29 protein-coding genes are annotated in these 24,698 nt (G+C 40.3%); 28 read left to right on the forward strand and 1 reads right to left on the reverse strand.

Features of this window, described 5'->3' with window-relative positions; all coding sequences use genetic code 11:
- Nucleotides 1-228 precede the first annotated feature (228 nt).
- The 26 genes from spoIVA to ACFQWC_RS03565 all read left to right on the forward strand — a co-directional run bounded on the left by spoIVA (nt 229) and on the right by ACFQWC_RS03565 (nt 22,473).
- The gene (spoIVA, locus tag ACFQWC_RS03440) at nt 229-1,707 is read left to right on the forward strand and encodes a stage IV sporulation protein A (RefSeq protein ID WP_299738002.1); all 1,479 of its coding nucleotides are present in this window, start codon (nt 229-231) and stop codon (nt 1,705-1,707) included.
- A 74-nt stretch (nt 1,708-1,781) separates the two neighbouring features.
- Complete coding sequence (locus ACFQWC_RS03445) at nt 1,782-1,916, forward strand: hypothetical protein (protein ID WP_341356545.1); 135 nt, start codon at nt 1,782-1,784, stop codon at nt 1,914-1,916.
- A gap of 482 nt (nt 1,917-2,398) precedes the next feature.
- A complete protein-coding gene (locus ACFQWC_RS03450) occupies nt 2,399-2,671 on the forward strand; it encodes an HU family DNA-binding protein (protein ID WP_034758336.1) in 273 nt (90 codons plus the stop codon).
- Nucleotides 2,672-2,899: 228 nt separating this feature from the next.
- Nucleotides 2,900-3,466 (forward strand): GTP cyclohydrolase I FolE, encoded by a 567-nt coding sequence (gene folE / locus ACFQWC_RS03455; protein WP_299737997.1) that lies wholly within the window; start codon nt 2,900-2,902, stop codon nt 3,464-3,466.
- Between the two features lie 10 nt (nt 3,467-3,476).
- Nucleotides 3,477-3,701 carry a trp RNA-binding attenuation protein MtrB gene (gene mtrB / locus ACFQWC_RS03460; protein ID WP_044336317.1) on the forward strand — a complete coding sequence of 75 codons (225 nt, stop codon included), beginning with the start codon at nt 3,477-3,479 and terminating at the stop codon, nt 3,699-3,701.
- A gap of 196 nt (nt 3,702-3,897) precedes the next feature.
- A complete protein-coding gene (locus tag ACFQWC_RS03465; RefSeq protein ID WP_299737995.1) occupies nt 3,898-4,731 on the forward strand; it encodes a heptaprenyl diphosphate synthase component 1 in 834 nt (277 codons plus the stop codon).
- A gap of 6 nt (nt 4,732-4,737) precedes the next feature.
- Complete coding sequence (locus ACFQWC_RS03470; protein WP_341356544.1) at nt 4,738-5,439, forward strand: demethylmenaquinone methyltransferase; 702 nt, start codon at nt 4,738-4,740, stop codon at nt 5,437-5,439.
- Nucleotides 5,440-5,466: 27 nt separating this feature from the next.
- Nucleotides 5,467-6,429: a heptaprenyl diphosphate synthase component II gene (gene hepT, locus ACFQWC_RS03475; RefSeq protein ID WP_299737990.1), complete on the forward strand. Its 963-nt coding sequence runs from the start codon at nt 5,467-5,469 to the stop codon at nt 6,427-6,429.
- A 102-nt stretch (nt 6,430-6,531) separates the two neighbouring features.
- On the forward strand, nt 6,532-6,978 hold the full coding sequence (gene ndk, locus ACFQWC_RS03480) for a nucleoside-diphosphate kinase (protein ID WP_299737988.1): 447 nt from the start codon (nt 6,532-6,534) through the stop codon (nt 6,976-6,978).
- Nucleotides 6,979-7,114: 136 nt separating this feature from the next.
- Nucleotides 7,115-7,888, forward strand: coding sequence for a CheR family methyltransferase (locus tag ACFQWC_RS03485; RefSeq protein WP_299737985.1), 774 nt, complete (start codon nt 7,115-7,117; stop codon nt 7,886-7,888).
- A 213-nt stretch (nt 7,889-8,101) separates the two neighbouring features.
- The gene (gene aroC / locus ACFQWC_RS03490) at nt 8,102-9,274 is read left to right on the forward strand and encodes a chorismate synthase (protein ID WP_299737983.1); all 1,173 of its coding nucleotides are present in this window, start codon (nt 8,102-8,104) and stop codon (nt 9,272-9,274) included.
- Nucleotides 9,275-9,277: 3 nt separating this feature from the next.
- The gene (gene aroB, locus ACFQWC_RS03495) at nt 9,278-10,360 is read left to right on the forward strand and encodes a 3-dehydroquinate synthase (RefSeq protein ID WP_341356543.1); all 1,083 of its coding nucleotides are present in this window, start codon (nt 9,278-9,280) and stop codon (nt 10,358-10,360) included.
- Between the two features lie 77 nt (nt 10,361-10,437).
- Complete coding sequence (gene aroH, locus ACFQWC_RS03500) at nt 10,438-10,803, forward strand: chorismate mutase (RefSeq protein WP_299737978.1); 366 nt, start codon at nt 10,438-10,440, stop codon at nt 10,801-10,803.
- Nucleotides 10,804-10,840: 37 nt separating this feature from the next.
- Nucleotides 10,841-11,941 (forward strand): histidinol-phosphate transaminase, encoded by a 1,101-nt coding sequence (gene hisC, locus ACFQWC_RS03505; RefSeq protein WP_299737976.1) that lies wholly within the window; start codon nt 10,841-10,843, stop codon nt 11,939-11,941.
- Nucleotides 11,942-12,019: 78 nt separating this feature from the next.
- On the forward strand, nt 12,020-13,123 hold the full coding sequence (locus tag ACFQWC_RS03510; protein ID WP_341356542.1) for a prephenate dehydrogenase: 1,104 nt from the start codon (nt 12,020-12,022) through the stop codon (nt 13,121-13,123).
- Between the two features lie 12 nt (nt 13,124-13,135).
- Entirely contained in the window at nt 13,136-14,428 is a 1,293-nt protein-coding gene (gene aroA / locus ACFQWC_RS03515) for a 3-phosphoshikimate 1-carboxyvinyltransferase (protein ID WP_299737972.1), read from the forward strand.
- A gap of 129 nt (nt 14,429-14,557) precedes the next feature.
- Nucleotides 14,558-15,454: a hypothetical protein gene (locus ACFQWC_RS03520; protein WP_377106060.1), complete on the forward strand. Its 897-nt coding sequence runs from the start codon at nt 14,558-14,560 to the stop codon at nt 15,452-15,454.
- Between the two features lie 35 nt (nt 15,455-15,489).
- Nucleotides 15,490-16,749 (forward strand): tetratricopeptide repeat protein, encoded by a 1,260-nt coding sequence (locus ACFQWC_RS03525; RefSeq protein WP_341356540.1) that lies wholly within the window; start codon nt 15,490-15,492, stop codon nt 16,747-16,749.
- 129 nt (nt 16,750-16,878) lie between these two features.
- On the forward strand, nt 16,879-17,418 hold the full coding sequence (locus ACFQWC_RS03530) for a ReoY family proteolytic degradation factor (RefSeq protein WP_149156921.1): 540 nt from the start codon (nt 16,879-16,881) through the stop codon (nt 17,416-17,418).
- A gap of 174 nt (nt 17,419-17,592) precedes the next feature.
- Nucleotides 17,593-18,057 (forward strand): YpiF family protein, encoded by a 465-nt coding sequence (locus ACFQWC_RS03535; protein ID WP_299737960.1) that lies wholly within the window; start codon nt 17,593-17,595, stop codon nt 18,055-18,057.
- A gap of 140 nt (nt 18,058-18,197) precedes the next feature.
- Nucleotides 18,198-18,707 (forward strand): QcrA and Rieske domain-containing protein, encoded by a 510-nt coding sequence (locus ACFQWC_RS03540; protein WP_044336348.1) that lies wholly within the window; start codon nt 18,198-18,200, stop codon nt 18,705-18,707.
- A 13-nt stretch (nt 18,708-18,720) separates the two neighbouring features.
- Nucleotides 18,721-19,395: a menaquinol-cytochrome c reductase cytochrome b subunit gene (gene qcrB, locus ACFQWC_RS03545; RefSeq protein WP_044336350.1), complete on the forward strand. Its 675-nt coding sequence runs from the start codon at nt 18,721-18,723 to the stop codon at nt 19,393-19,395.
- A 48-nt stretch (nt 19,396-19,443) separates the two neighbouring features.
- The gene (locus ACFQWC_RS03550; RefSeq protein WP_113970697.1) at nt 19,444-20,214 is read left to right on the forward strand and encodes a menaquinol-cytochrome c reductase cytochrome b/c subunit; all 771 of its coding nucleotides are present in this window, start codon (nt 19,444-19,446) and stop codon (nt 20,212-20,214) included.
- A 64-nt stretch (nt 20,215-20,278) separates the two neighbouring features.
- Complete coding sequence (lhaT, locus tag ACFQWC_RS03555) at nt 20,279-20,875, forward strand: lipoprotein heptaprenylglyceryl N-acetyltransferase LhaT (protein ID WP_377106064.1); 597 nt, start codon at nt 20,279-20,281, stop codon at nt 20,873-20,875.
- 66 nt (nt 20,876-20,941) lie between these two features.
- Entirely contained in the window at nt 20,942-21,733 is a 792-nt protein-coding gene (gene ypjB, locus ACFQWC_RS03560; RefSeq protein WP_299737949.1) for a sporulation protein YpjB, read from the forward strand.
- A gap of 59 nt (nt 21,734-21,792) precedes the next feature.
- Nucleotides 21,793-22,473: a zinc metallopeptidase gene (locus ACFQWC_RS03565; protein ID WP_299737947.1), complete on the forward strand. Its 681-nt coding sequence runs from the start codon at nt 21,793-21,795 to the stop codon at nt 22,471-22,473.
- An 83-nt stretch (nt 22,474-22,556) separates the two neighbouring features.
- Here ACFQWC_RS03565 and ACFQWC_RS03570 read toward each other — a convergent pair whose 3' ends face one another.
- The gene (locus tag ACFQWC_RS03570; RefSeq protein WP_299737945.1) at nt 22,557-23,426 is read right to left on the reverse strand and encodes a YitT family protein; all 870 of its coding nucleotides are present in this window, start codon (nt 23,424-23,426) and stop codon (nt 22,557-22,559) included.
- 101 nt (nt 23,427-23,527) lie between these two features.
- Here ACFQWC_RS03570 and ACFQWC_RS03575 point away from each other — a divergent pair, with 101 nt between their 5' ends.
- Nucleotides 23,528-23,941 carry a nucleotide pyrophosphohydrolase gene (locus ACFQWC_RS03575; protein ID WP_299737943.1) on the forward strand — a complete coding sequence of 138 codons (414 nt, stop codon included), beginning with the start codon at nt 23,528-23,530 and terminating at the stop codon, nt 23,939-23,941.
- Complete coding sequence (gene dapB, locus ACFQWC_RS03580) at nt 23,928-24,698, forward strand: 4-hydroxy-tetrahydrodipicolinate reductase (protein WP_341356539.1); 771 nt, start codon at nt 23,928-23,930, stop codon at nt 24,696-24,698. The genes ACFQWC_RS03575 and dapB overlap by 14 nt, the downstream gene beginning before the upstream one ends.

Genomic DNA, 24,698 nt, shown 5'->3' on the forward strand with positions numbered 1-24,698 from the left:
TATTGTAAGAGAAGGGTTATTATTTTTATGTCATCCTTTATAGGGAAATTTCATCAAAACTAATGATCATAAATGCTCAGACATAATAAATTTTTATACTTTTAATCATAAGGGGGGAAAAATAGCATATTAATAGTCATAAGTCATTGGGACAACATCATAAATATAGAATGTGAGACAGAATACACGGATGAAACATCCCTGGAATATAAGATGGGAGGGAATCTCTTGGAAAGAGTCGATCTATTTAAGGACATTGCCGAAAGAACAGGCGGAGATATCTATTTAGGTGTGGTGGGAGCAGTCAGAACAGGTAAATCAACATTCATCAAGAAGTTCATGGAACTTGTGGTCCTTCCTAACATCGCCAGTGAATCAGAACGTGCAAGAGCGCAGGATGAATTACCTCAAAGCGCTGCAGGCAAGACCATCATGACGACTGAACCGAAGTTTGTTCCGAATCAAGCCATTTCCGTTCACGTGGATGAAGGCCTCGAAGTGAATGTGAGATTGGTAGATTGTGTGGGATATACGGTCCCGGGTGCTAAAGGGTATGAGGATGAAAATGGACCCAGAATGATCAATACACCTTGGTATGAAGAGCCTATTCCGTTCCATGAAGCGGCCGAGATCGGTACGCGTAAAGTCATCCAGGAACATTCCACGATCGGAGTTGTTGTGACAACAGATGGCTCTATCGGTGAAATTGGCAGAGGAGATTACATCCAAGCGGAAGAAAGGGTCATTGAGGAACTGAAAGAAGTGGGTAAACCATTTATCATGGTCATCAACTCGGCAAGACCTCATGCACCTGAGACAGAAGACCTAAGAGTGAAACTTCAGGATAAGTATGACATTCCAGTTTTGGCCATGAGTGTGGAGAGCATGAGGGACTCAGACGTTCTCAACGTGCTTAGAGAAGCACTATTTGAATTCCCGGTACTTGAAGTGAATGTGAACCTTCCAAGCTGGGTCATGGTTCTGAAAGAAGAGCACTGGCTACGACAGAACTATCAGGAAGCCGTGAAAGAAACCGTTAAGGATATTAAACGACTAAGGGACGTAGATCGTGTTGTTCACTACTTCAGTGAATTTGATCATATTGAACGTGCAGGACTTGCTGGAATCGATATGGGTCAAGGGATTGCGGAAATCGACCTGTACGCTCCGGATGAGCTGTACGATGAAGTCCTGAAGGAGATTGTCGGTGTGGAAATTCGCGGAAAAGATCACCTCCTTGAATTAATGCAGGATTTCGCACATGCGAAAGCGGAATACGATCAGATTTCTGACGCATTAAGGATGGTGAAACAGACGGGATATGGCATTGCAGCCCCGTCATTAAATGATATGAGCCTGGATGAGCCGGAAATCATCAGGCAGGGATCCAGGTTTGGAGTCAGCTTAAAAGCAGTAGCACCATCCATACACATGATTAAGGTGGATGTACAGTCTAAGTTTGAACCGATTATAGGTACAGAAAAACAGAGCGAAGAACTAGTGCGCTACTTAATGCAAGATTTTGAAGATGATCCACTTTCCATTTGGAATTCTGACATCTTCGGAAGAAGCTTAAGCTCCATCGTGAGGGAAGGGATTCAAGCGAAGCTATCTTTAATGCCCGAAAATGCAAGGTATAAACTGAAGGATACGCTGGAAAGAATCATAAATGAAGGATCGGGTGGATTAATCGCCATAATCTTATAAATCGTGTGGCCTTCCTCGGAAGGTCTTTTTTTTTGTGGAAAATTGAATGTCATAAAAGATTGGGGACAAAAAAATTGAATGAAATAGGAGAACTTGAACTTCTTGTTTCTTCTATTTCCAAACATGATATTGCTGTGTATATCTTATTTGTGAGCCTGGTTTTTGAAATGAATATTTATGAATTTCTCCTTGATATAATGGGTGTGTAATGACATGGGAATTAGCCTTTTAATACGTATAAACCCTTAATGATAAAGGGGTTGTAGTGTATTTATCCAAAGTAAACAGTAATAGTTAAATTGGTTTATTCAAAAATAAAAAGATCTCGTGAATGTTTAGAGGGTAATCAGGTTGGGAAGTAAGATAGAGTACCTGATGGGTGAGGGTATTAGTTGCAGTCATTGGAAAGAAGTGATAGGTTGAATAGACGGCAAGAATAAAGGGCTAGACAGGGATTCTATTACATTTGTGTTTCAAATAAGAAAAGATTCCCATTATTTCTTGATTTATTCTTGCTAAGGTTAATCTATTGTGATAATCTTTTAACAGAATTGTTGTTGAATATTGATTCAGCAACGTTTTCAAGCGTTTTTTCTACACTTTATGTATAGAATCCGCTAAACTTGTTTACTAATGATATTAAAGTAAATGAATCATGACTGAGACATTTCCTTGGGAGGAGGTGAATGGCATGAACAAGACAGAACTTATCAATGCTGTTGCAGAAGCTGCTGAGCTATCTAAGAAGGACGCTACAAAAGCGGTTGACGCTGTTTTCGATACAATTCAAAACTCACTTGCAAACGGTGATAAAGTACAATTAATCGGATTCGGTAACTTCGAAGTACGTGAGCGTGCAGCCCGTAAAGGTCGCAACCCACAAACAGGTGAAGAGATCGAAATCTCAGCAAGCAAAGTACCTGCTTTCAAACCAGGTAAAGCGCTTAAAGAAGCTGTAAAATAATTACATACTTTGAGCGTATCAGAAAGGCCGCATATTTATGCGGCCTTTTTTGCTTCTCATTTTTAGTATGGTTTCTCCTAACTGAAAATATGCACGAATCATATTCCTTTATAGACTGTTTTATAATATTATAAAACTTCTAAAGCACTAGTCTTTGATGACATTATGGGCTTGTGCTAATATTAACAATGTTACTATTTCTTTAAGTTATTTTAGGAGGACAACATAATGGCACAAGTCAATCACGGCCAAATAGAAGAAGCAGTTCGATTAATTTTAGAAGCTATTGGAGAGAATCCTAATAGAGAAGGTTTATTAGATACGCCTAAACGCGTGGCGAAGATGTATGCAGAAGTATTTTCCGGAATTGATCACGATCCGAAAGAATACTTTGAAACAATATTCAGTGAAGAGCATGAAGAGCTTGTGCTGGTGAAGGAAATTCCTTTTTACTCAATGTGCGAGCATCACTTGGTTCCTTTCTACGGTAAAGCTCATGTTGCGTATATTCCACGAGACGGTCGAGTGGCGGGCTTAAGTAAACTGGCCAGAGCAGTTGAATCTGTTGCGAAACGTCCTCAGCTTCAAGAAAGAATCACGTCCACAGTGGCGGATACCATCATGGAAACCCTGGAGCCCCATGGTGCCATGGTAGTGGTTGAAGCGGAGCATATGTGCATGACAATGAGAGGCGTGAAGAAGCCTGGATCAAGTACAGTGACAACAGCTGTAAGAGGCTCGTTTAAAGATAACTCTCAAGCACGCAGCGAAGTTCTTTCTTTTATAAAGAATTAGGAGTGGGCCAATGACGAATTCAAATGATTATATTGTGATTAAAGCGATTGAAGATGGTGTGAATGTGATCGGGCTGACGAGGGGAACGGATACCCGGTTCCATCATTCTGAAAAGCTTGATAAAGGTGAAGTCATGATTGCTCAGTTTACGGATCATACCTCTGCGATTAAAGTTAGAGGGAAAGCGACCATCGTCACAAGCTACGGTGAAGTAGAAAGTGATAACAAGAAATAATACTCTGAGAATGTTCGTTCCAGAGGAAAACCGGGTGGGACTGACTAAGAAGATGTGACCTTCGTAGTCGTCCCCTTTGTTATACACAGGATTATAAAGGGGCAAGTCGGATTCACTATTGTTGAAGATTTTATGGTATAATATTTAATGCTGAAATTTTTAGACCGATACATAGTAGAAATGGGGATTATAGGGTATGAAATTCATTGATTGTAACCATCAAGCGAATATCATTCATCAATACATAGAAGAGCAGTTACATCACTCTTATTTAAAGGAATACATCGATCAACCATACATTGATCGGGACCGGATTTATTTCCTGCTCCTTCCTTTTGTAAGTGGGGGACGGACCTTGAATAAAGAAGTTGTACAATGGATTTCGACTGCCATGTTATTGCAGATAGCCCTTGATACCCATGAAAAGGTTACAATCTCTGAGCTTGATCCATTGAAAGAGAGGCAGCTTACGGTTCTTGCAGGAGTATACTTTAGCAGCCTTTATTACAAAATCCTTGCTGACACAGATGATGTGGACCTTATCGCGACTTTAGCGAAAGCGATTAAAGAGATTAACGAAAGCAAAATTTCCATCTACAAAGAGGAACATCAAAATCTTGATGAGCTAATGGCAAGCTTAAAGACAAGAGAATCAGCGATCGTTTCAAACTTCTTTCGTTTTTTTGAAGATGACAAATGGAGCATGATTGTTGAGCAAGCCCTTTTATACAAGAAGCTTGTCCAAGAGAGAATTTGTATTGAGCATGCACAGAATACGAGCTTCATAAAAGCGCTGTCGACTTTAACAAACGATTCATGCAGTGAAACACCGTCTTTAAAGCTAACGAAGGAAGAGTCCAGACATTTGCTTTCAAAGCTGGATAAATTAATCGCGTCAACGAAGAAAACAATTCAAACTCAGTTAGAGAACATAGAACCGGTAACACCATATTTTAAAAAGTTGATTGTAGAGCTATTGCCTTATGCTGAGCCTGAACCTATGACCAAACTATATGCGGAAGAAGGGTAAATTGAAATGCAGCAGTCCAAAGAACAAAAAGTCCACGGAGTATTTGAAAAAATATATTCCAATTATGATAAGATGAATTCGGTAATTAGTTTCCAGCAGCATAAAAAGTGGAGAAAAGACACCATGAAACATATGAATGTGGAGCCGGGCTCAAAGGCTCTGGACGTTTGCTGTGGAACCGCGGATTGGACGTTAGCTATAGGAGAAAAAGTCGGAGAAACGGGCAAGGTAGTGGGGCTGGATTTCAGTCAAAATATGCTCTCGATCGGCCGGGAGAAAGTAGAACATTCCCACCTGAACAATATCGAGCTCATTCACGGCAATGCTATGGAGCTGCCATTTGACGATAACACGTTTGATTATGTAACAATCGGGTTCGGCTTACGAAATGTACCCGACTACCTCCATGTTTTGAAAGAAATGAATCGTGTGGTAAAACCTGGTGGAATGGCTGTATGTCTTGAAACCTCTCAACCAACCATGTTCGGATTCAAGCAGATGTATTACTTGTATTTTCGCTTTGTGATGCCGGTGTTTGGAAAGATTTTTGCTAAGAGCTTTACTGAATACTCCTGGTTACAGGAATCGGCAAGAGATTTTCCGGGGATGAAAGAGCTTGCAAAGATGTTTGAAGAAGCCGGATTTAAAGATATACACGTGAAACCCTATAGTGGCGGAGTGGCTGCTATGCATTCAGGCAGAAAGTAAGAAATTCGTAAATTAGGTGGAAAAACTATGAAGCTAAACAGTATGTATTCGTTTCTAAAAACGGATATAGATGAAATTGAAAAGGAACTTGAAGTTGCGATTGAGTCAGAATCACAACTTTTACAAGAGGCGTCCCTTCACCTTCTACAAGCAGGTGGTAAAAGAATCCGACCTGTTTTCGTCTTGCTGTCTGCAAAATTCGGACAATATGATATTAACATTGTGAAAAATGTAGCAGTGGCTTTGGAGTTAATTCATATGGCATCCCTTGTTCACGATGACGTGATTGATGATGCAGAGTTAAGAAGAGGAAAGCCAACGATTAAAGCTCAATGGGACAATCGTATCGCCATGTATACCGGGGATTACATCTTTGCACGTGCTCTTGAGTATATGACGAATATTAAAGCACCTGAAGCGCATCAAATACTTTCTCACACCATTGTTGAAGTGTGTAAGGGTGAAATCGCTCAAATAAAAGATAAATATCGATTTGATCAAAACCTGAGAGATTACCTGCTCAGAATCAAACGTAAAACGGCTCTGCTTATTGCTGTAAGCTGCCAGATTGGTGCTATCTCTTCAGGGGCTCCTGCAGAAATCCATCGACGCCTATATCGCTTTGGTTATAATGTGGGGATGAGCTTTCAGATTACAGATGATATATTAGATCTTACAGCAAGTGAGGAAGAACTTGGAAAGCCTGCTGGCAGTGACCTTTGGCAAGGGAATATCACCCTGCCGATTTTATATGCAATGGAAAAACCTGAACTTAAAACAAAGATTGAAAGAGTGACTGAATATACTTCTCCAGAAGAGATGAAAGAAATCATTTCGTCCATCTTGGCGACCGATGCGATAGATCGATCCCATCAGCTTAGTAGAATGTATTTGGACAGGGCGTTGGAAGATCTGAATCATCTCCCTTACAACCGTGTGAAGAAAACATTAAAAAATATTGCAAACTTTATTGGTAAGAGAAAATATTAAGAAAATTTAAAATGGAAACGTTGCCAAAAACCCCAATCAGTGTTACTATTTTCGTGGGATGTCCTTAGGACTTCTATACATACATATTTAGGAGTGGGGAAGATGGAAAAGACATTTTTAATGGTAAAGCCGGACGGCGTACAAAGAGGGTTAATCGGTGATATCGTATCACGTTTCGAAAAAAAGGGCTTTCAATTAGTTGGAGCAAAGCTTATGAGTATTTCAAATGAGCTAGCTGAAGAGCATTACGGTGAGCACAAGGAAAGACCATTCTTTGGAGAACTTGTTGACTTCATTACTTCTGGACCTGTGTTTGCGATGGTTTGGCAAGGTGAAAACGTCATCACCACAGCTCGTGGAATGATGGGCGCTACAAATCCTAAGGATGCTGCTCTTGGTACAATCCGAGGTGACTACGGCTTAACAGTCGGAAAGAATATCATCCATGGATCTGACTCTGCTGAAAGCGCTGTTAGAGAAATCGCATTATTCTTTAAAGAAGAGGAACTAATTGAATATTCTAAGTTAATGAATGAGTGGGTTTATTAATCTTCGTACAATATTTAGAAAAGCAAGTCGTTTAAGACGACTTGCTTTTTTTTGCTTGTTGGATTAACTTTTCTCATGAATGTTCGATATAGTTAATATAGATATATACTTAAAAGGTGCAAAGAGAGTGAATCCTATGTCCAATGATTATAATGAATTTATACAGGGGATAAAACGCAAAACGGGAATTGATTTATCCCTTTACAAAGAAGCCCAAATGAAGCGGAGATTAACGGCCCTATACGAAAAGAGGGGATACGGAAGTTTTCAAGAGTTCTTCAGTAGCATGACACGGGACAGAGAGGAAATGGAAGAATTCCTGGATCGGATGACGATTAACGTTACAGAGTTCTACCGCAACTATAAGCGGTGGGAAGTACTTGAGAAGAAAATTTTACCGAGACTGTTACGTGAACAGAAAACCCTTAAAGTCTGGAGTGCAGCCTGTTCTACCGGGGAAGAGCCCTACACCCTTGCGATGATGCTGTCAAGGTACATACCCCTTTCTCAAATATGCATCAACGCTACAGACATTGATAAGAATGCGATTCAGCGAGCGAAGAACGGTATCTATCCAGAGCGATCACTAAATGAGGTCCCAAGAGAGATGATAGCCCGATTTTTCACTCAAGAACCTCCCTTTTTTAAACTGAATGAAGAAATTAAGAGAGTCGTTACATTTAAGCAACAGAACCTTTTGGTTGACCCGTTTGAGGAGAACTATGACTTGATCGTTTGCAGAAATGTGTTAATTTATTTTACAGAAGAAGCAAAAAACATCTTATATAAAAAATTCAATGCTTCACTAAAAACTGGCGGCGTACTATTTGTAGGAAGTACAGAACAAATCTTTAACCCTTCTCAATATGGCTTTGAAACAGAAGACACATTCTTCTACAAAAAAATATAAAAACGACGATGTAATCTGCATATAGTGGACGGCTGAATTGTTCCTTTCGAGTATCAATTCAGCTAATGCGTTCATATATAGTGGGTTCACATCGTTTTTTAATCTCAGGGAAAGAGATTGTTAGAAAATTTTTAAACTTAAGGACTAGGAAATGACATAAATTCTATGTTATATTGGTACATAATTCTTTAACGAGTTGAAGGGGGAAAGTAAATGAGATACTTAACATCTGGAGAATCACATGGACCACAATTAACGACCATCATTGAAGGGCTGCCTGCTGGAATGCCTTTAGTAGCAGAGGATATCAATGATAACCTGGCAAGAAGGCAAAAAGGGTATGGTCGTGGTCGAAGAATGCAAATCGAAAAAGATCAGGCCTCCATTGTAGGGGGAGTTAGACATGGATATACTCTGGGATCTCCTTTAGGACTGGTTGTGGAGAATAAAGACTGGACTCACTGGACGAAAGTAATGGGTATCGAAGCTCTCGAGCCTGGAGAAGAAGAAGAGGTAAAGAGAAAGATTTCAAGACCAAGACCGGGGCATGCAGATCTCGTTGGTGGCATGAAATATGGACATAGGGACCTGAGGAATGTATTAGAAAGGTCTTCAGCGAGAGAAACGACTGTTAGAGTGGCGGCAGGAGCCGTTGCCAAAAAATTGTTAAAGCTATTAGGTATCGAGGTTGTCGGTCATGTTCTTGAAATAGGTGGTATTAAAGCAGAGAAACTACACTATGATTCTATCAGTGAACTCAAGTATATAACCGAAGAATCTCCGGTAAGATGCCTGGATGAAGAAGCGGCACAAAAAATGATGGACTTAATAGATCAGGCGAAACAAAATGGAGATTCCATTGGTGGGGTTGTGGAAGTCATCGTAGAAGGTATGCCCTCAGGAGTTGGAAGTTACGTTCATTATGACCGCAAGCTTGATGCGAAGATTGCCATGGCAGTGATGAGTATAAACGCATTCAAAGGGGTTGAATTCGGCTTAGGATTTGAAATGGCCCGAAAACCGGGAAGTGAAGTTCACGATGAAATCGCCTGGAGTGAAGAACAAGGGTACTACCGAAAAACAAATCGTTTAGGCGGTTTTGAAGGCGGCATGACGACTGGAATGCCGATCCGTGTAAAAGGTGTCATGAAGCCCATTCCTACCCTATATAAACCATTGCAAAGCGTGGATATTGAAACGAAGGAACCATTTAAAGCAAGCATTGAGAGATCGGATAGCTGTGCGGTACCTGCTGCCAGCGTAGTGGCAGAAGCCGTAGTTGCATGGGAGCTTGCGTCTGCTATTGTAGAACAATTTCACAGTGATCAATTCGATAAGCTTTCTGAAGATATCAATAGACAACGTCAAGAATCAAGGGAGTATTAATGAATGAAACATGTAACCATTCAAACTGCTTCCAAAACGTATGAAGTGAAAATTGGAGTAGAAATGACGAATGAAATTGTTTCTTTTATTAAAAAGTCCTTTCCTGATATTTCTAAGTTATGGATCATTGCTGATAAAGAGGTCTACAAGCTTCATGGAGCAGCTTTCTCAGAGATTTTAAGTCAATCTTATGAAGTGACGACTTATGAGGCTCCTAAAGGCGAACACGCGAAAAGCTTCGCCATTTATGAAGATGCCATCACACATGGGCTGAAAAATCATGTCGATCGAAGGTCGCTGGTGATAGCATTCGGAGGCGGGGCCATCGGTGATCTTGCTGGTTTCGTCGCTTCCACCTATATGAGGGGAATCCCATTCATAGGCGTCCCTACAACGATACTGGCTCATGATAGTGCTGTCGGAGGGAAGGTTGCGATTAATCATCCCCTGGGTAAAAACATGGTAGGGCAGTTTTATCAGCCTGAAGGTGTGTTTTTTGATTTAGATTATTTTACAACTTTACCCAGAACTGAAGTGCTATCAGGATTCTCTGAAGTGATCAAGCATGCTTTTTTATCCGATCGATCCTTTTTACAAGAATTAATGAATTCGTTCCATTCTCCGGAAAAAATGGATAAGGAATTTTTAACAGATTCCCTAATGAAAGGGATTCGTGTAAAAGGGGATATTGTTTCAAAGGACGAAAGAGAGTCGAATATACGAGCTTTTTTAAATTTTGGACATACGTATGGGCACGCTGTTGAAAGTGCCAGCGGCTACGGAAATCGCACACATGGTGAATCGGTAATGATCGGGATGATCTTTGCTCTGTATCTTAGTGAACAGTACTGCGGACTTTCATTTAATCTACAAGAATTTATTAAATGGGTCACTACACTTGGCTACAATCTAAACATTCCGCCTCATATCACATTTGACACATTATATGAGGGAATGAGACATGATAAGAAATCCCAATATGGAAAACCTGTTTTTGTGTTATTGAAGGATATTGGCGAGCCAGTAATGGTGAAGGTATCTGCCGGGGATTTAAGACGGGCAGATGAGTTTATCCGCCAGTTGTAAAGCCTACTCTGGATTTAAATAAACCAGCACTAACAAATAGAGAGTTTTTAATAAAAGGAGAAAAAGGGTGTGGAAGAATGATCAGGGGAGTTCGAGGCGCCACTACAACGGATTGTGATAATGAAAAGGAGGTTCTCCTTTCAACTGAAAGTCTCTTAAAGGAAATGATTTTACATAATAATATTATGGCAGAGGATGTTGCATCTGTATTTATTTCTGCCACGAGTGATATTACGAGCGTATTTCCGGCTAAAGCATTAAGAAGGTTCGAAGAATGGAAATATGTACCCGTTATGTGTATGCAAGAGTTGGATGTCCCGCATGGATTGTCATACTGTATTAGAGTAATGATTCACTATAATACATCAACACCTCAGAAAGACATTCAACATATTTACATGAAAAATGCAGTCAGCTTACGGCCTGACTTGAAAGATAACTAGCCTCTCTTTAATGAAAACGACTGAAAGGAAGTTAAACATGAAGTGGAAATCTCAGATTCAAAATCTTAAAGCATACCAGCCCGGGAAAACGATGGATGATGTGAAAGAACTATTCAATCTTGAGAAAGTAGTGAAGCTTGCTTCAAATGAAAATCCATTTGGATGCTCAAAGAAGGTGGAAACCTTTTTAAAAACAAACGCTTTTTCACATGCCATTTATCCCGACGGCTACGCGAAAGAATTGCGTATGAAGGTGGCTGAACAGCTATCTGTGGGCCCTGGACAATTACTGTTCGGGAATGGTTCAGATGAAGTGATTGAGATCATATCAAGAGCTTTATTAGACGGTGATAAGAGCACGGTGATGGCTACACCGACCTTCCCTCAGTATAAGCACAATGCCATTGTTGAAGGAGCGGAGATAAGGGAAGTTCCCCTTGATCCGGCTGGTAAACATCAGTTAACCAAAATGCTTGCTGAAATTGATGAAACTACCTCAGTCGTTTGGCTTTGTTCACCAAACAATCCAACAGGGGAATATATTCGCAGTGAAGAGCTAATTTCATTTCTGGATGCTGTTCCTGCACATGTATTAGTCGTATTGGATGAAGCCTATTATGAATATGTTGTGGCCGAGGATTACTATGATTCATTGGAATTATTAAAATCGTACCCTCAATTATTAATTACACGTACTTTCTCAAAGGCATACGGATTAGCAGGCTTTAGAGTAGGATTCGGAATTGCGAATGAAGATGTGATTAGGAAATTGGAGCCAATCCGTGAACCGTTTAATAATAATGCTTTAGGTCAAGGAGCCGCTGCCGCAGCCGTTGAAGACCAGGAGTTTATTAGAGAATGCAGGGATCACAATCGTAAAGGGCTGGAACAGTATTACCAGTTCTGCCGGGAACACGGTCTACATTTTATTCCTTCACAAGCAAACTTTGTGTTAATCGATTTCGGTGTTAGCGGTGATGATGTGTTTCAATACTTAATGAGCAAAGGGTACATTGTGCGTTCCGGAGAGGCTCTGGGGTATCCTAACTCTGTAAGGGTAACCGTCGGCTCTCATGAACAAAACGAAGAGGTTATTGAAAAAATGAAGGAGTTTTTAGTCCTTCAAAACCGAGTGTAAGAAGGAAAATGATGGTCGGAAGGGCTTCGCTATGTGAGCCCTTTCCGACTTTTTTCAAATCATATGAGGGGGACAATTATGAAAGGGACGGTATTGGTCATTGGCATGGGTTTAATCGGAGGATCATTGGCGCTCTGTATCAAGAGCGAACACCCCGATGCTAAAATCATTGGCCATGATGTTAATCATAAAGAATTAAGGTTGGCGAGGTCACTGGGAATTATCGATGAAATGTCTCTTTCCTTACAGTCTGCTGCTGAAAAAGCGGATCTCATCATCATTTCCACTCCAGTATTTCAAACTGAAAGGATCATTGAGCAATTTCAATCATTCGCCTTGAAAGAAACGGTTTTAATCACCGACACGGGGAGCACGAAAGAACAAATTATGATGTGTTCCGAGCAGCTGACTTCAAAAGGTTTTCAATTTATTGGTGGTCATCCAATGGCGGGTTCTCATAAAAGCGGTGTTGCAGCCGCTAAAAAAATCTTATTTGAAAATGCCTTTTATATGCTGACTCCCAGTCCTGATGCTTCTGACAAAAAAGTGGAAGAGCTTCAAAAGTGGCTGAAAGGTACTAATGCCAAATTTCTGATCGTAGAACCAAAGGAACACGATGAATTAACGGGTACGATTAGTCACTTTCCACATATTGTAGCCGCTTCTCTTGTTCATCAGGCGAAAGAGTCATCTGTACAGCACCCATATTTGCGACGACTGGCTGCTGGCGGTTTCCGTGATATTACACGGATTGCCTCGTCTAACCCGACAATGTGGAAGGATATCACGCTCCAGAACAGAACGGTGTTGCTTTCTCTCCTCGAACAATGGAAATCAGAGATGGATGAGGTAATGACCATCATCGAAGAGAACGATTCACAGAAAATCTTTGATTACTTTAGTGAAGCGAAAACCTTTCGAGATGATCTCCCAATCCTTGAAAAAGGGGCAATTCCTTCGTTCTATGACCTATTTGTTGATGTACCGGATTATCCGGGGGTGATTTCTGAAGTTACAGCTTACCTCGCACATGAAAACATAAGCTTAACAAACATTAGAATCCTGGAAACGAGAGAAGATATTTACGGAGTATTAGTCATTAGCTTTCAAACACTGGAAGATAGAGAAAGAGCTTTAAACTGTTTAAAAGAAAATACGGGCTATGAATTATTCTTAGGATAAAGGGTGATAAGGATGGAAGGAAAGAAGAAATTAATAAACCCCCAAAAAGGCCTTAATGGAGAACTGCAGGTCCCTGGGGATAAATCTATTTCCCACCGGGCTGTTATGTTTGGTTCAGTCGCTGAAGGAAAAACGGTTATACATAATTTTCTTATGGGAGAGGATTGTTTAAGCACAATCGAATGCTTCCGTAAGTTAGGCGTAGACATTAAAGTGACAGAGGAAAAAGTAATTGTCACGGGCGAAGGATGGGATCATTTAACAGAACCACAGGACATCCTGGATGTAGGAAACTCGGGTACCACGACTCGTCTTATCATGGGGATTTTGGCAGGAAGACCATTTCATTCAATCCTTATTGGGGATGACTCGATTGCTAAACGCCCAATGAAAAGAGTGACGGAACCATTAAAGAAGTTTGGAACAATAATAGACGGTCGTTCGGAAGGTAACTATACTCCATTGTCGATTCGGGGGGGTAACCTTAGAGGGATTCAATATACATTGCCTGTAGCCAGTGCACAGGTGAAATCTGCCCTACTATTAGCAGGACTTCAGGCTGAAGGAACAACTGAAATTGTAGAGCCGGAAAAAACGAGAAATCATACGGAAAAAATGATCATCGAATTTGGGGGTCATATCGAGAGGCATGGAGATACAATCAAAGTAAAGGGCGGTCAGGTATTGAAAGGGACTGAAGTCTATGTCCCAGGAGATATTTCTTCAGCAGCCTTCTTTATGGTAGCCGCTGCAATCGTACCTGATAGCAGAGTGCTTCTGAAAAATGTCGGTCTTAACGAAACCCGTGTAGGGATTGTGGAAGTGATGAAGCAAATGGGGGCATCCATAGAAATAATGGAGAGTTCGAAAGATGGAGAACCGATAGGTGATATCCTGGTGGAATCTTCTGATCTTACTGGCATTGAAATTGGGGGTGACCTGATTCCTTCGTTAATTGATGAAATTCCTGTTATCGCTTTGTTAGCTTCCCAGGCAAAGGGGAAGACAACCATTAAGGATGCAGAAGAATTAAAGGTTAAGGAAACAAATCGTATCGATGCCATTGTTCAAGAGCTCGGGAAGCTTGGGGCTGACATTCAAGGAACAGAGGACGGGATGATCATTGAAGGGAAAACGCCATTACATGGCGGTGAGGTCCATTCCTGGGGTGATCACAGGATTGGTATGACACTGGCTGTAGCTTCTTTAATAACGGATTCTGACGTCTATCTTGAAGGAGCGGGTGCAGTGAACATTTCGTATCCAGCATTCTTTGAGCATATAAATCATCTGATAAAGAAATAATGTACAGTAACTCTTTGAGGGAGGTGTTTGGACTGGGGTTTAGTCCTTTCACCTCTCCTTTTATATGAATGCATAGCATGATTTCATCACTTCTTTCATAGCTTGTCTATAAAGGAAGGTGATGGTGATTTGAGTACGTATATTATTGAAAATGCGAATTGGGTAAAAGATTCCAAAGTCACTCAAACTTCTTTGCTGGTTAAAGACGATAAAATATCGGCCATAAGAGACAGCTTTTCTTATTATCGCTACATGAGGATGGATGTTTCATCTTTTATGATGACTCCCGGACTTGTAATGTGTGATTTAGAGGTACCTAAAGGGACGGAATTTCTTTCAATCAAGAATTATTACGTAGATGAATTTATCAATAAAGGGTGTACCACAGTGCTAACGGCATTTGATTTAAAGTACGAATTTGAATTTCAAACTAAATTAAATGAACGCAAAACCTCTTTGTTTAACAGTCCCCTTGACTACACGATAGGGTTAAAAACATCCGCAAATCTTATTACTCCAACGATTATTCGGTCATGCAAAAGACATAAGATTCCTGTCGTCTGGATTAATATAGACGAAATTGAACCATTCAAAGAAATTCGCTGGGGATGGATCAAAGGTTTATTATATAATTACCCTATTACTTTTGTCCCTTTTTTTACGACAAACATAGACAAAAAAACAAAAATAAAGCATCTTAAAATATGGCAAAATTCGATGAGAATCGAGAAAATCCCTCATCTTTCAAATGAAATTATCCAAAAAGAACCAATGTCATTAGATAAACTGAAGAAAATTGGAATATACCCCCTTAGAGGAAATTTTTTAGTAGGTGGAGAAATAAGTTATAACCTCTATATGAAAGTCGAAGGGGAGGGTGCTGAGCCCTTAGCATTTCAAACCGATCATCATGTGCTAAAATGTACAATGAACAAAGGGAAATATTATTACTTAAATAATAGAGGCTATTTTTATCCCGGGGCGGGTGAAGAACTAATCATTCAAACACCGGGTTACTTTATTTAAATGAATATAAGCTTTTTTATAGAAAGGGATTGACCATGTCATACGCTGAACGAATGTTATCTTCTTTAGAAGAAGGAAAATTGGAAGAAGCACAGAAAGAGTATAAGCAAGCATTGAAATTTGGAAGTCATGAAGAGAAATTCAGCCTGGCTGAAGAATTACACCATTTAGGGTTTCTTGATGAAGCAAAAGAATTGTATGAAAATCTCCTCCAGTACTATCCGGGCGAGGGAGAGCTCCTGATTGAACTTGCAGAAGTGCTGGTGGAAATGGATAACGAAGAAGAAGCAATAGACAAACTGGCAGAATTAGATGAAGAAGATCCAATCTATCCAAGAGCATTGCTTCTCTTGGCAGATTTATATCAAATCCAAGGCTTATTTGAGGTAAGTGAACAAAAGCTTTTACAAGCCAAGAAGTTATTACCCGATGAGCCCGTCATTGATTTTGGCCTGGGGGAATTATATTCTGAAACAGGCAGGTTCCTGGAAGCAATCAGGCACTATCATACTCTTATCCAGAAAGGGACCAGTGAGATTGGTGGTACAAATGTTCATCAAAGATTAGCGGAAGCTTATAGTGTAGGGGGAGCCTTTGAAGAGGCTTTAACACATTACGAAGAGGCACTTAAAGATCATCTTGAAATAAATACCCTGTTCGGATATGCCTTTACCGCATATCAGGCTGGATTCTACGAAAAAGCCATTGAAAAGTTTGTTTCCGTTAAAGAGTTAGACCCGGAATATCATTCGGTGTATTTATTATTAGCGAGGTCCTATGAACATGAAGAAATGCTGCAGGAAAGCCTTGAAACCATACAAGAAGGCGTAAAGCAGGATGAATACAACAAGGAACTGAATTTGTTTGGTGGGAAGGTTTCCTTGAAGCTTGGATTAGAAAAAGAGGCGGAAGCTTTTTTAAGAGAAGCCTTAGCATTAGATCCTGGTTATGTAGAAGCGGCTTTGGTTATTAATAAATTGTTTTTTACACAGGATCGATTCGATGATGTATTGGAAATTGCCCAGATGCTTACGGTTGAAGGGGAAGAAGAGCCTCAAATCAACTGGGACCTTGCAAAGGCCTATGAAGGGCTTGAACAATATAATCATGCATTAAAACAATACCGTATTGCATATACTTACTTTAAGAATCATCAAGAGTTTTTAATAGAGTACGGACAATTTTTAGTAGAAGAAGGACTCAGAGGTGAAGCGATAGAAGTATATAAACACCTGATTGAAATGGATCCTTCAAATGACGAGTGGCAGGAGTTAATTGAAAGATTACAAGACTAATCGACGTCGGTGGTACAAAGGGATTTGACTGGTGTGTAAGCACATGAGAACACCTTAGAGTTGCTAACGTTTTTAATTGTCAAAAGGAAAACGGACCTTATAAAAGGATTCTGCAGAGGAGGGAAAACCATGACCACCCCTGTTTCTGTCAACGAGAAGAAAGAATTTATTCGCTGGTTTTTAAACCGATATCAACTAAAAAGAAGAGAATGTGTGTGGATACTAAATTACCTGATGAGTCATGATCAATTAATGAAAAAAGTTCATTTTGTGGAAGAATCTCAGTACTGTCCCAGGGGGCTTGTGATGTCCACGCATTGTGTTGAGGATGTGCCATTCCGCTTCTATAAAGAAAATATTATGACAACAGATGCAGAAAAGTCATTTCACGACATTCGTTTAAATAAGGACGAAGATATTTACATTCAATTGAACTTCAGTAAGGCAAACTCAAGTTATCAATTTGCAGCTGTACTTGAAGAAAACCCGTTTATGCCAAAGTATTTATTGATTAATGAAAAAGACAGGATTGTCGCTGAGCAGTTCCTTAAAGACAGTTTGCAAACCTTTCAACGTGACCGTTTGCTAAAGGCCATTGATCAGGCTCTTGATACCGGAGATGAAAAATCCTTTAAGAAGTTAACTCAAGAATTGAATAGCTTAAGCTAAAAGCTCGAATGAAGAGAAAGGTACATCTCTTCATTCGAGCTTTTTTGCAGATGCAAATAAATAGGATGAAGGTTTATGGAGCATACTATTGTAAAAAGTGAAATCGCTTTTAAACGAGTGTTATAAAGTGATATGATGGGAAGTGAAAAATGAAAGACGAAACGAGGGTTTTAAATGAATTGGAACGTAAAAGATATTGAAGTCTTTGAATCTGAAAAAGAATACATAGATACTGCTGTCATTCCGATGGTTCCTGTTGATTTTGGGAAGGATATCAAAGTATCTGCAGCACAATCTGAATTTATCACTCTACTCACCTTTCACCTTGAAAGACAATTTAAAGGTAGAATGATCATGACGCCGGCATTTACGTATGGAATGTCTGCTTCCAGGATGGACGAGGTTTTGAGATTAACCCAGTGGGCCGAGGATTTAAGTGACAGTGGAGTGAAGCATACGTTCTTTCTGACATCGGACAGCGAGTGGAAAAAGGTAGAGGATGACTTGCATGACCGCTTGATTTGGGTGCCCTCCATACCGCTTGAGCATTTAGATGAGCAGTACAAACATTCCATCATGGAAGATCAAGTGAAGCAGCTCTTAAATGTGATTGTACAAAAATGGCAAAAAAATTCATAAAAACTTCACATTGTGTCCATCATTTAGATTAGAGAGTTATTGACCTTGTATAGAGTTTAATATATCATAGTTATGTCCTAGTTTTATATTTGTGCGAAATATGTCCGATGGACTTACCTTACGATAGAGGGGGGAAAAGGATGAGCAAACATCGTGTATCTAGACGTCAATTCCTTAACTATACACTTACGGGTGTAGGCGGTTTCATGGCGGCAGGAATGTTAATGCCGATGGTTCGATTTGCTGTAGATCCAGTATTAAAAACTTCAGCTGCTGGAGAATTTAAAGCGACAAAGCAAAAAGTTTCAGAGTTAACGAATGAACCAGTACGTGTCGATTTCTCTTATGAACAAAAAGATGCGTGGTACACATCAGAAGTAACACAAACTGCATGGGTTTATAAGAACAAAGAAGGAAATGTTGTTGCTCTTTCACCAGTATGTAAGCATCTTGGATGTACTGTTAACTGGGCGGGCGACAAGAGTAACCCAAACAAGTTCTATTGCCCTTGTCATGGTGGTTTGTATGAGAAAAACGGGAAAAATGTTCCTGGTACACCACCGACAGCACCGTTGGATGTATATCCAACAAAAGAAAAAGACGGTATTTTATACCTTGGACAACCTGAACCAAATAAATATGTTAAGTAAGGGGGCGTAATCTGTGCTGAACAAAATCTATGATTGGGTTGACGAGCGTTTGGACATTACGCCTTTGTGGCGCGATATTGCGGATCACGAAGTACCTGAACATGTAAACCCTGCGCATCACTTTTCAGCGTTTGTTTACTGCTTTGGTGGATTAACATTCTTCGTTACCGTAATTCAAATTTTATCTGGGATGTTCCTGACAATGTACTATGTTCCAGATATTAAAAACGCTTGGGAATCTGTGTACTACCTGCAAAATGAAGTTGCATTTGGACAAATTGTCCGTGGAATGCATCACTGGGGAGCTAGTTTGGTTATCGTAATGATGTTCTTACATACACTACGTGTCTTCTTCCAAGGTGCATACAAAAAACCTCGTGAACTGAACTGGGTTGTTGGAGTACTTATTTTCTTCGTAATGTTAGGACTTGGTTTCACTGGTTACTTATTACCGTGGGATATGAAAGCGCTATTCGCTACGAAGGTTGGTATTGAAATCGCAGCTGCTACACCATTTATTGGTGAGCAAGTGAAGATCTTACTCGCAGGAGATTCTTCTATCATTGGTGCACAAACACTAACAAGATTCTTCGCTATTCATGTATTCTTCCTGCCTGCAGCATTGCTTGGACTTATGGGAGCTCACTTCCTGATGATTCGTAAGCAAGGTATTTCAGGACCACTATAAGATACGAACATAAATTAATAAACCTTAAATTAGAAGGAGGGGGACGCTATGCATCGAGGAAAAGGGATGAAGTTTGTAGGGGACTCACGTGTACCTGCAGACAGAAAGCCGAATATTCCTAAAGATTATTCGGAGTTCCCTGGAAAAACAGAAGCTTTCTGGCCAAACTTCTTACTAAAAGAATGGTTAGTTGGAGCTGTTTTCCTAATCGGTTATCTATGTTTAACGGTTGCTCATCCATCACCGTTAGAGCGTGTTGCCGATCCAACAGATACTGGATATATTCCATTACCTGACTGGTATTTCTTATTCTTATACCAATTACTTAAATACACATATGCATCTGGACCTTATAATGTTATTGGAGCGTTCGTTATTCCTGGAATCGCATTTGGAGCGCTTTTACTTGCTCCATTTATCGACGTAGGACCTGAACGTCGCCCAACGAAACGTCCATTCGCAGTAGGATTCATGTTATTGGCACTTGCAGCAACGTATTTCTTAACTTGGGAATCAGTTGTGACTCATGATTGGGAAGCAGCGAAGGAACAAGGTAAGATTCAGGCTGAAGTGGATATTGATAAAGAATCTGAAGGGTATAAAATCTATGCAGACCAGAAAAATGGTTGTATTAACTGTCATGGTGAAAATCTGCAAGGTGGAGCGGGACCTTCTTTAGTTGCAACTGGCCTCTCACCTGAAGAAGTAGCGGATATTGCCAAAAACGGTAAACCACCAGGCATGCCTGCAGGGTTATTTAAAGGATCAGACGAAGAGCTGGATAAACTGGCTGAATTCATCTCTGGTTTAAAAGAATAAATAGTGAAAAAGGGCCGGCTTACGTTGGCTCTTTTTTTTCTACTTGAAAGAGAGGATAAAATAAATGTTCTGGATCATGTCCATCTTGAAGAACAAAACGTTTCTATGGTTCCTTCTCATTGTGAATTTGTTTGGAACAATATACGGTTATCTATGGTATATCCCTCAACTACGAAATACTCCCTCGCAATTTTTAGTGTTTGTTCCCGACAGCCCGACAGCCAGCCTGTTTTTTTGTTTCGTTCTCGTAGCATTTTTACTGAATCGCAATTGGCCATTATTTGAAGTGTTAGCCATTATCACCCTATTTAAATATGGGATATGGGCCGTGATCATGAATCTGTTAACACTGTGGGTTTCCGGTGATTTACCTTGGGAAGGTTATATGCTCATGGCGTCACATGGTGCAATGGCGCTCCAAGGGATATTGTATTCTTCCTTTTACCGGGTCAAGATATGGCATATTGTTGCAGGTGGAATCTGGACGATCCATAATGACATAATCGATTACGTCTACATGCAGTTTCCTGTTTACTCCAGATTGTATATGTACATACAGCATATTGGATATTTCACTTTCTGGTTAAGTATTGTATCAATCGCAATCGCTTATTACTTTACCCAAAAAACGAAACGATTAAATATTCATACGATGCCATAGTCGTTTTTTGGTCTACTCTTGTCCACCCTTTCATAAACTTTACTAGTAGTTTTAGGGGGGACAAGTATGAAATTTATCCAATTCTTTATCGCGCTGTTCTTTTTTCTCATTTTAATACCTCACCCATTAAATGCAGTAGAGTCGACGTCTCCGATGAACGAGCTTGATGAAGTTGCAGACCAGGCCTTGCAAATGACAAAGGCTGGAAGATATGAAGAAGCGAAACATCTACTGGTTTATTTCTCTGATGAATTTGCGGCTTTGAGTGCCCAACGGTCTTTTTCAATGGATGAGCTTAGAATTCTCACCATCTCACATAATCTGGCAGTGGAGAGTATTAATCAAACCTCTGCTGACATGGAGCAGAAGGTGAACGCCGTTACAAAGTTCCGCCTTGTGATGGATGCTTTAAGCAGTCAATATCAGCCATTGTGGGTCGAAATGGAAGACCCGATAATGGAAGCATTTAATGGAGTGAAGTCGGCAGCGGAAAATGGAAATGTAGATGAATACCATACCACATTGAATATGTTCTTATCGAAATATAATATTATTCAACCAAGTATTAAATTAGATATTCCGATCGAACGCGCTCAAGCACTGGACGCAAGAATTTCTTACTTGGATCATTACCGGCAAGACGTGTTGGAAAGTACGGAAACAATGACCGAATTAACATCCTTGGAAACTGACCTAGAGAAACTGTTTGAGAATAAACAAGAGGATGAAGCAGATCCTTCCCTTTGGTGGGTGATCATATCAACCGGCAGTATCATTGTCTCTACATTATCTTATGTAGGTTGGAGAAAATATAAAGGACAAGGGGAAGCAAAAAAGTCAGAGCGTCAAAAAAATTGACAGCGCGCTTTTAGCACTATAAAATTTAGGTATCTAAACATCTGGAGGTTATTGCGATAATGGCAGGATTTTTAATTTACTTTTTACTCATTGCTCTTATTCCAATCGGAGCTCAAATGCGTGTAAAGAGTACGTTTAAGAAATATTCAAGAGTGGCCACCACCTCAGGTATGACCGGCAGGGAGATGGCTAGAAGGATTCTCGACGACAATGGACTATACAACGTGAAGGTCGTGGAAGGCAGAGGTTTTTTAAGTGACCACTACAATCCGATTACCAAAACGGTTGCATTGTCACCTGATAACTATCATGGACATTCTGTAGCGGGAGCGGCTGTGGCGGCCCATGAAGTCGGACATGCGATTCAAGATGCTGAAAGCTATGCATTTTTACGATTCCGCCATGCTTTGGTTCCAGTTGCTAATATTGGTTCCAATATGTCCTGGATCTTCTTACTGATCGGAATGTTCACTCAAATGACTGGAATGTTCCTACTTGGTATCATTCTGATGGCAGCGGGGGTTGTGTTCCAATTAATCACCCTTCCTGTAGAATTCAACGCTTCTTCCCGGGCGATGAATCAGATCGTTTCACTTGGTCTGATCCGGAATGAAGAAGAACGGCATGCACGTAAAGTATTGAACGCCGCGGCGATGACATATGTAGCTGCTGCTGCAGTTGCGGTTATTGAATTACTTAGACTTGTATTAATCTTTACCGGGATGAATGGTGACGATTGATTCTAAATAAAGAAGAAGCTGGACTCTAGTTTTGAGCCCAGCTTCTTTTTGTCTGAAAATGGATTTAGATGGTTGAATACTTATTAGTCATGCAAAGGATTTTTATCTGCATCTAACGTAAAGCCTTCACCGAGTACGTCGTGCACGACGGTGACGGAGACGAAGGCGTGTGGATCGACGCTCGTGATAATATTTTTGAGCCGGACGATTTCATTTTTACCAACCACGCAGTAGAGCACTTCACGCTCTTGTTTCGTAAACGAACCATGCCCTCTTAAAATGGTTACTCCCCGATCCATTTTTTCATTGATGACGCTCGCGATTTCTTCATGGCTATCGGAAATGATCATGGCTCCTCTGGCTGAGTATGCCCCTTCCTGCATGAAGTCAATGACCCTTGCCGCAACGAATACAGCTACCAGTGTATACATGGCTTCCCTGTATTCCAGGTACGTAATGAGAGATGCCCCAATGACGACGGCGTCAAACATAAACATCGTTTTCCCCATGCTCCATCCTATGTACTTATGGGCGAGTCGAGCGATGATATCAACGCCGCCTGTCGTACCGCCATATCTGAAAATGATGCCAAGACCCACCCCAATAAAGACACCTGCAAACAATGCTGCCAGAAACAGATCGCCTTCGAGGTTGATCCTCATTTGATATCTTTGGAAAATCCATAGAAATACAGAAAGACTAACGGTTCCGATTACAGTATAATAAAAAGCTTTCTTACCGAGAAGCTTCCATCCTAAGAAAAATAGGGGTATATTTAATGCTAGGTTGGAGTAAGACGGATCAATGTCAAATAAAAAATAAAGGATAAGTGTTATTCCGGTAAACCCGCCTTCAGCCAGCTTATTTTGGATATTAAAATGGACAAGACCAAATGCGAATATGGCTGACCCCAACAGGATAAATAGTATATTTTTAAAACGTAATCCCAACATCTTTGATTCCCTCCTTCTCTTCGTATTATCTCGTTGACAGAGACATTATATAAGAAGAGAAACAAACTAGCAATGAAGAGTTTATAAATCAAACGTAATATTTGTCAAACGGCAAGGATTTAGCTAACATGATAGGAGATAATGAAGGAGTGAGGCTTCCTATGGATAATAAAAAATCGATGGAGCAATTACAAAAAGAAGTAGATCAATACATAGGTCAATTTAAAGAGGGATACTTCAGTCCACTAGCAATGATTGCGAGGCTCACTGAGGAACTTGGTGAGCTGGCGAGAGAAGTGAATCATTACTATGGAGAAAAACCTAAAAAGAATTCAGAAGAAGAAAAAACGATTGAGGAAGAACTGGGGGATTTATTGTTTGTTGTCATCTGCTTGGCAAACTCCCTGGATATTAGTCTGGAAGAGGCCCACAATCGTGTAATGCATAAATTTAACACAAGAGATAAAGATCGTTGGACAAGAATCGAAGGTAGGGATGAAGATGGAACAAATTAACATAACCATTGCAGGACCAAGAGGAAGAATGGGGAAAGAAGCTGTTCAGTTAGTTAGAGATACGAAACATTTTACGCTTATTAGTGTGATTGATTATAAGCAAGAAGTAAATATAGATGTACCGGTATACACAGATATCGAAACATGCTTTCAGGCTCAAACACCACACGTGCTTATCGACCTGACAACTCCAGAGGTGGGTTATCACCATACGAAAACAGCCCTCGAATACGGTGTTAGACCAGTTGTGGGAACGACAGGTTTTTCTACAGAAGAATTAAATGAATTAAAGATCCTGGCAGAATCAAAGTCATTGGGATGTATCATTGCACCTAATTTTGCGATTGGTGCGGTGCTCATGATGAAATTTTCCCAGATGGCCGCTAAATATTTTGACGATGTGGAAATCATTGAATTACATCACGATCAAAAACTGGATGCTCCTTCAGGGACTGCCGTTAAGACAGCCGAAATGATCAGGGAAGTGAGAGAATCGAAGCAGCAGGGGCATCCTGATGAAAAAGAAACACATCCAGGTGCAAGGGGAGCAAATGTTGACGGCATGCACATCCATAGTGTTCGCCTTCCGGGATTGATTGCTCATCAACAGGTGATGTTGGGAGCAGAAGGTCAGACTTTATCGATTCGTCATGACTCTTTTAACAGGGGAAGCTTCATGTCTGGAGTGAAGGTTTCCGTTGATACGGTCATGAAGCTGGATACACTTGTGTACGGGCTGGAAAATATTTTAGATTAA

It is taken from the genome of Rossellomorea sp. GCM10028870 (genome assembly GCF_042666755.1).
GTDB lineage: Bacteria > Bacillota > Bacilli > Bacillales > Bacillaceae_B > Rossellomorea.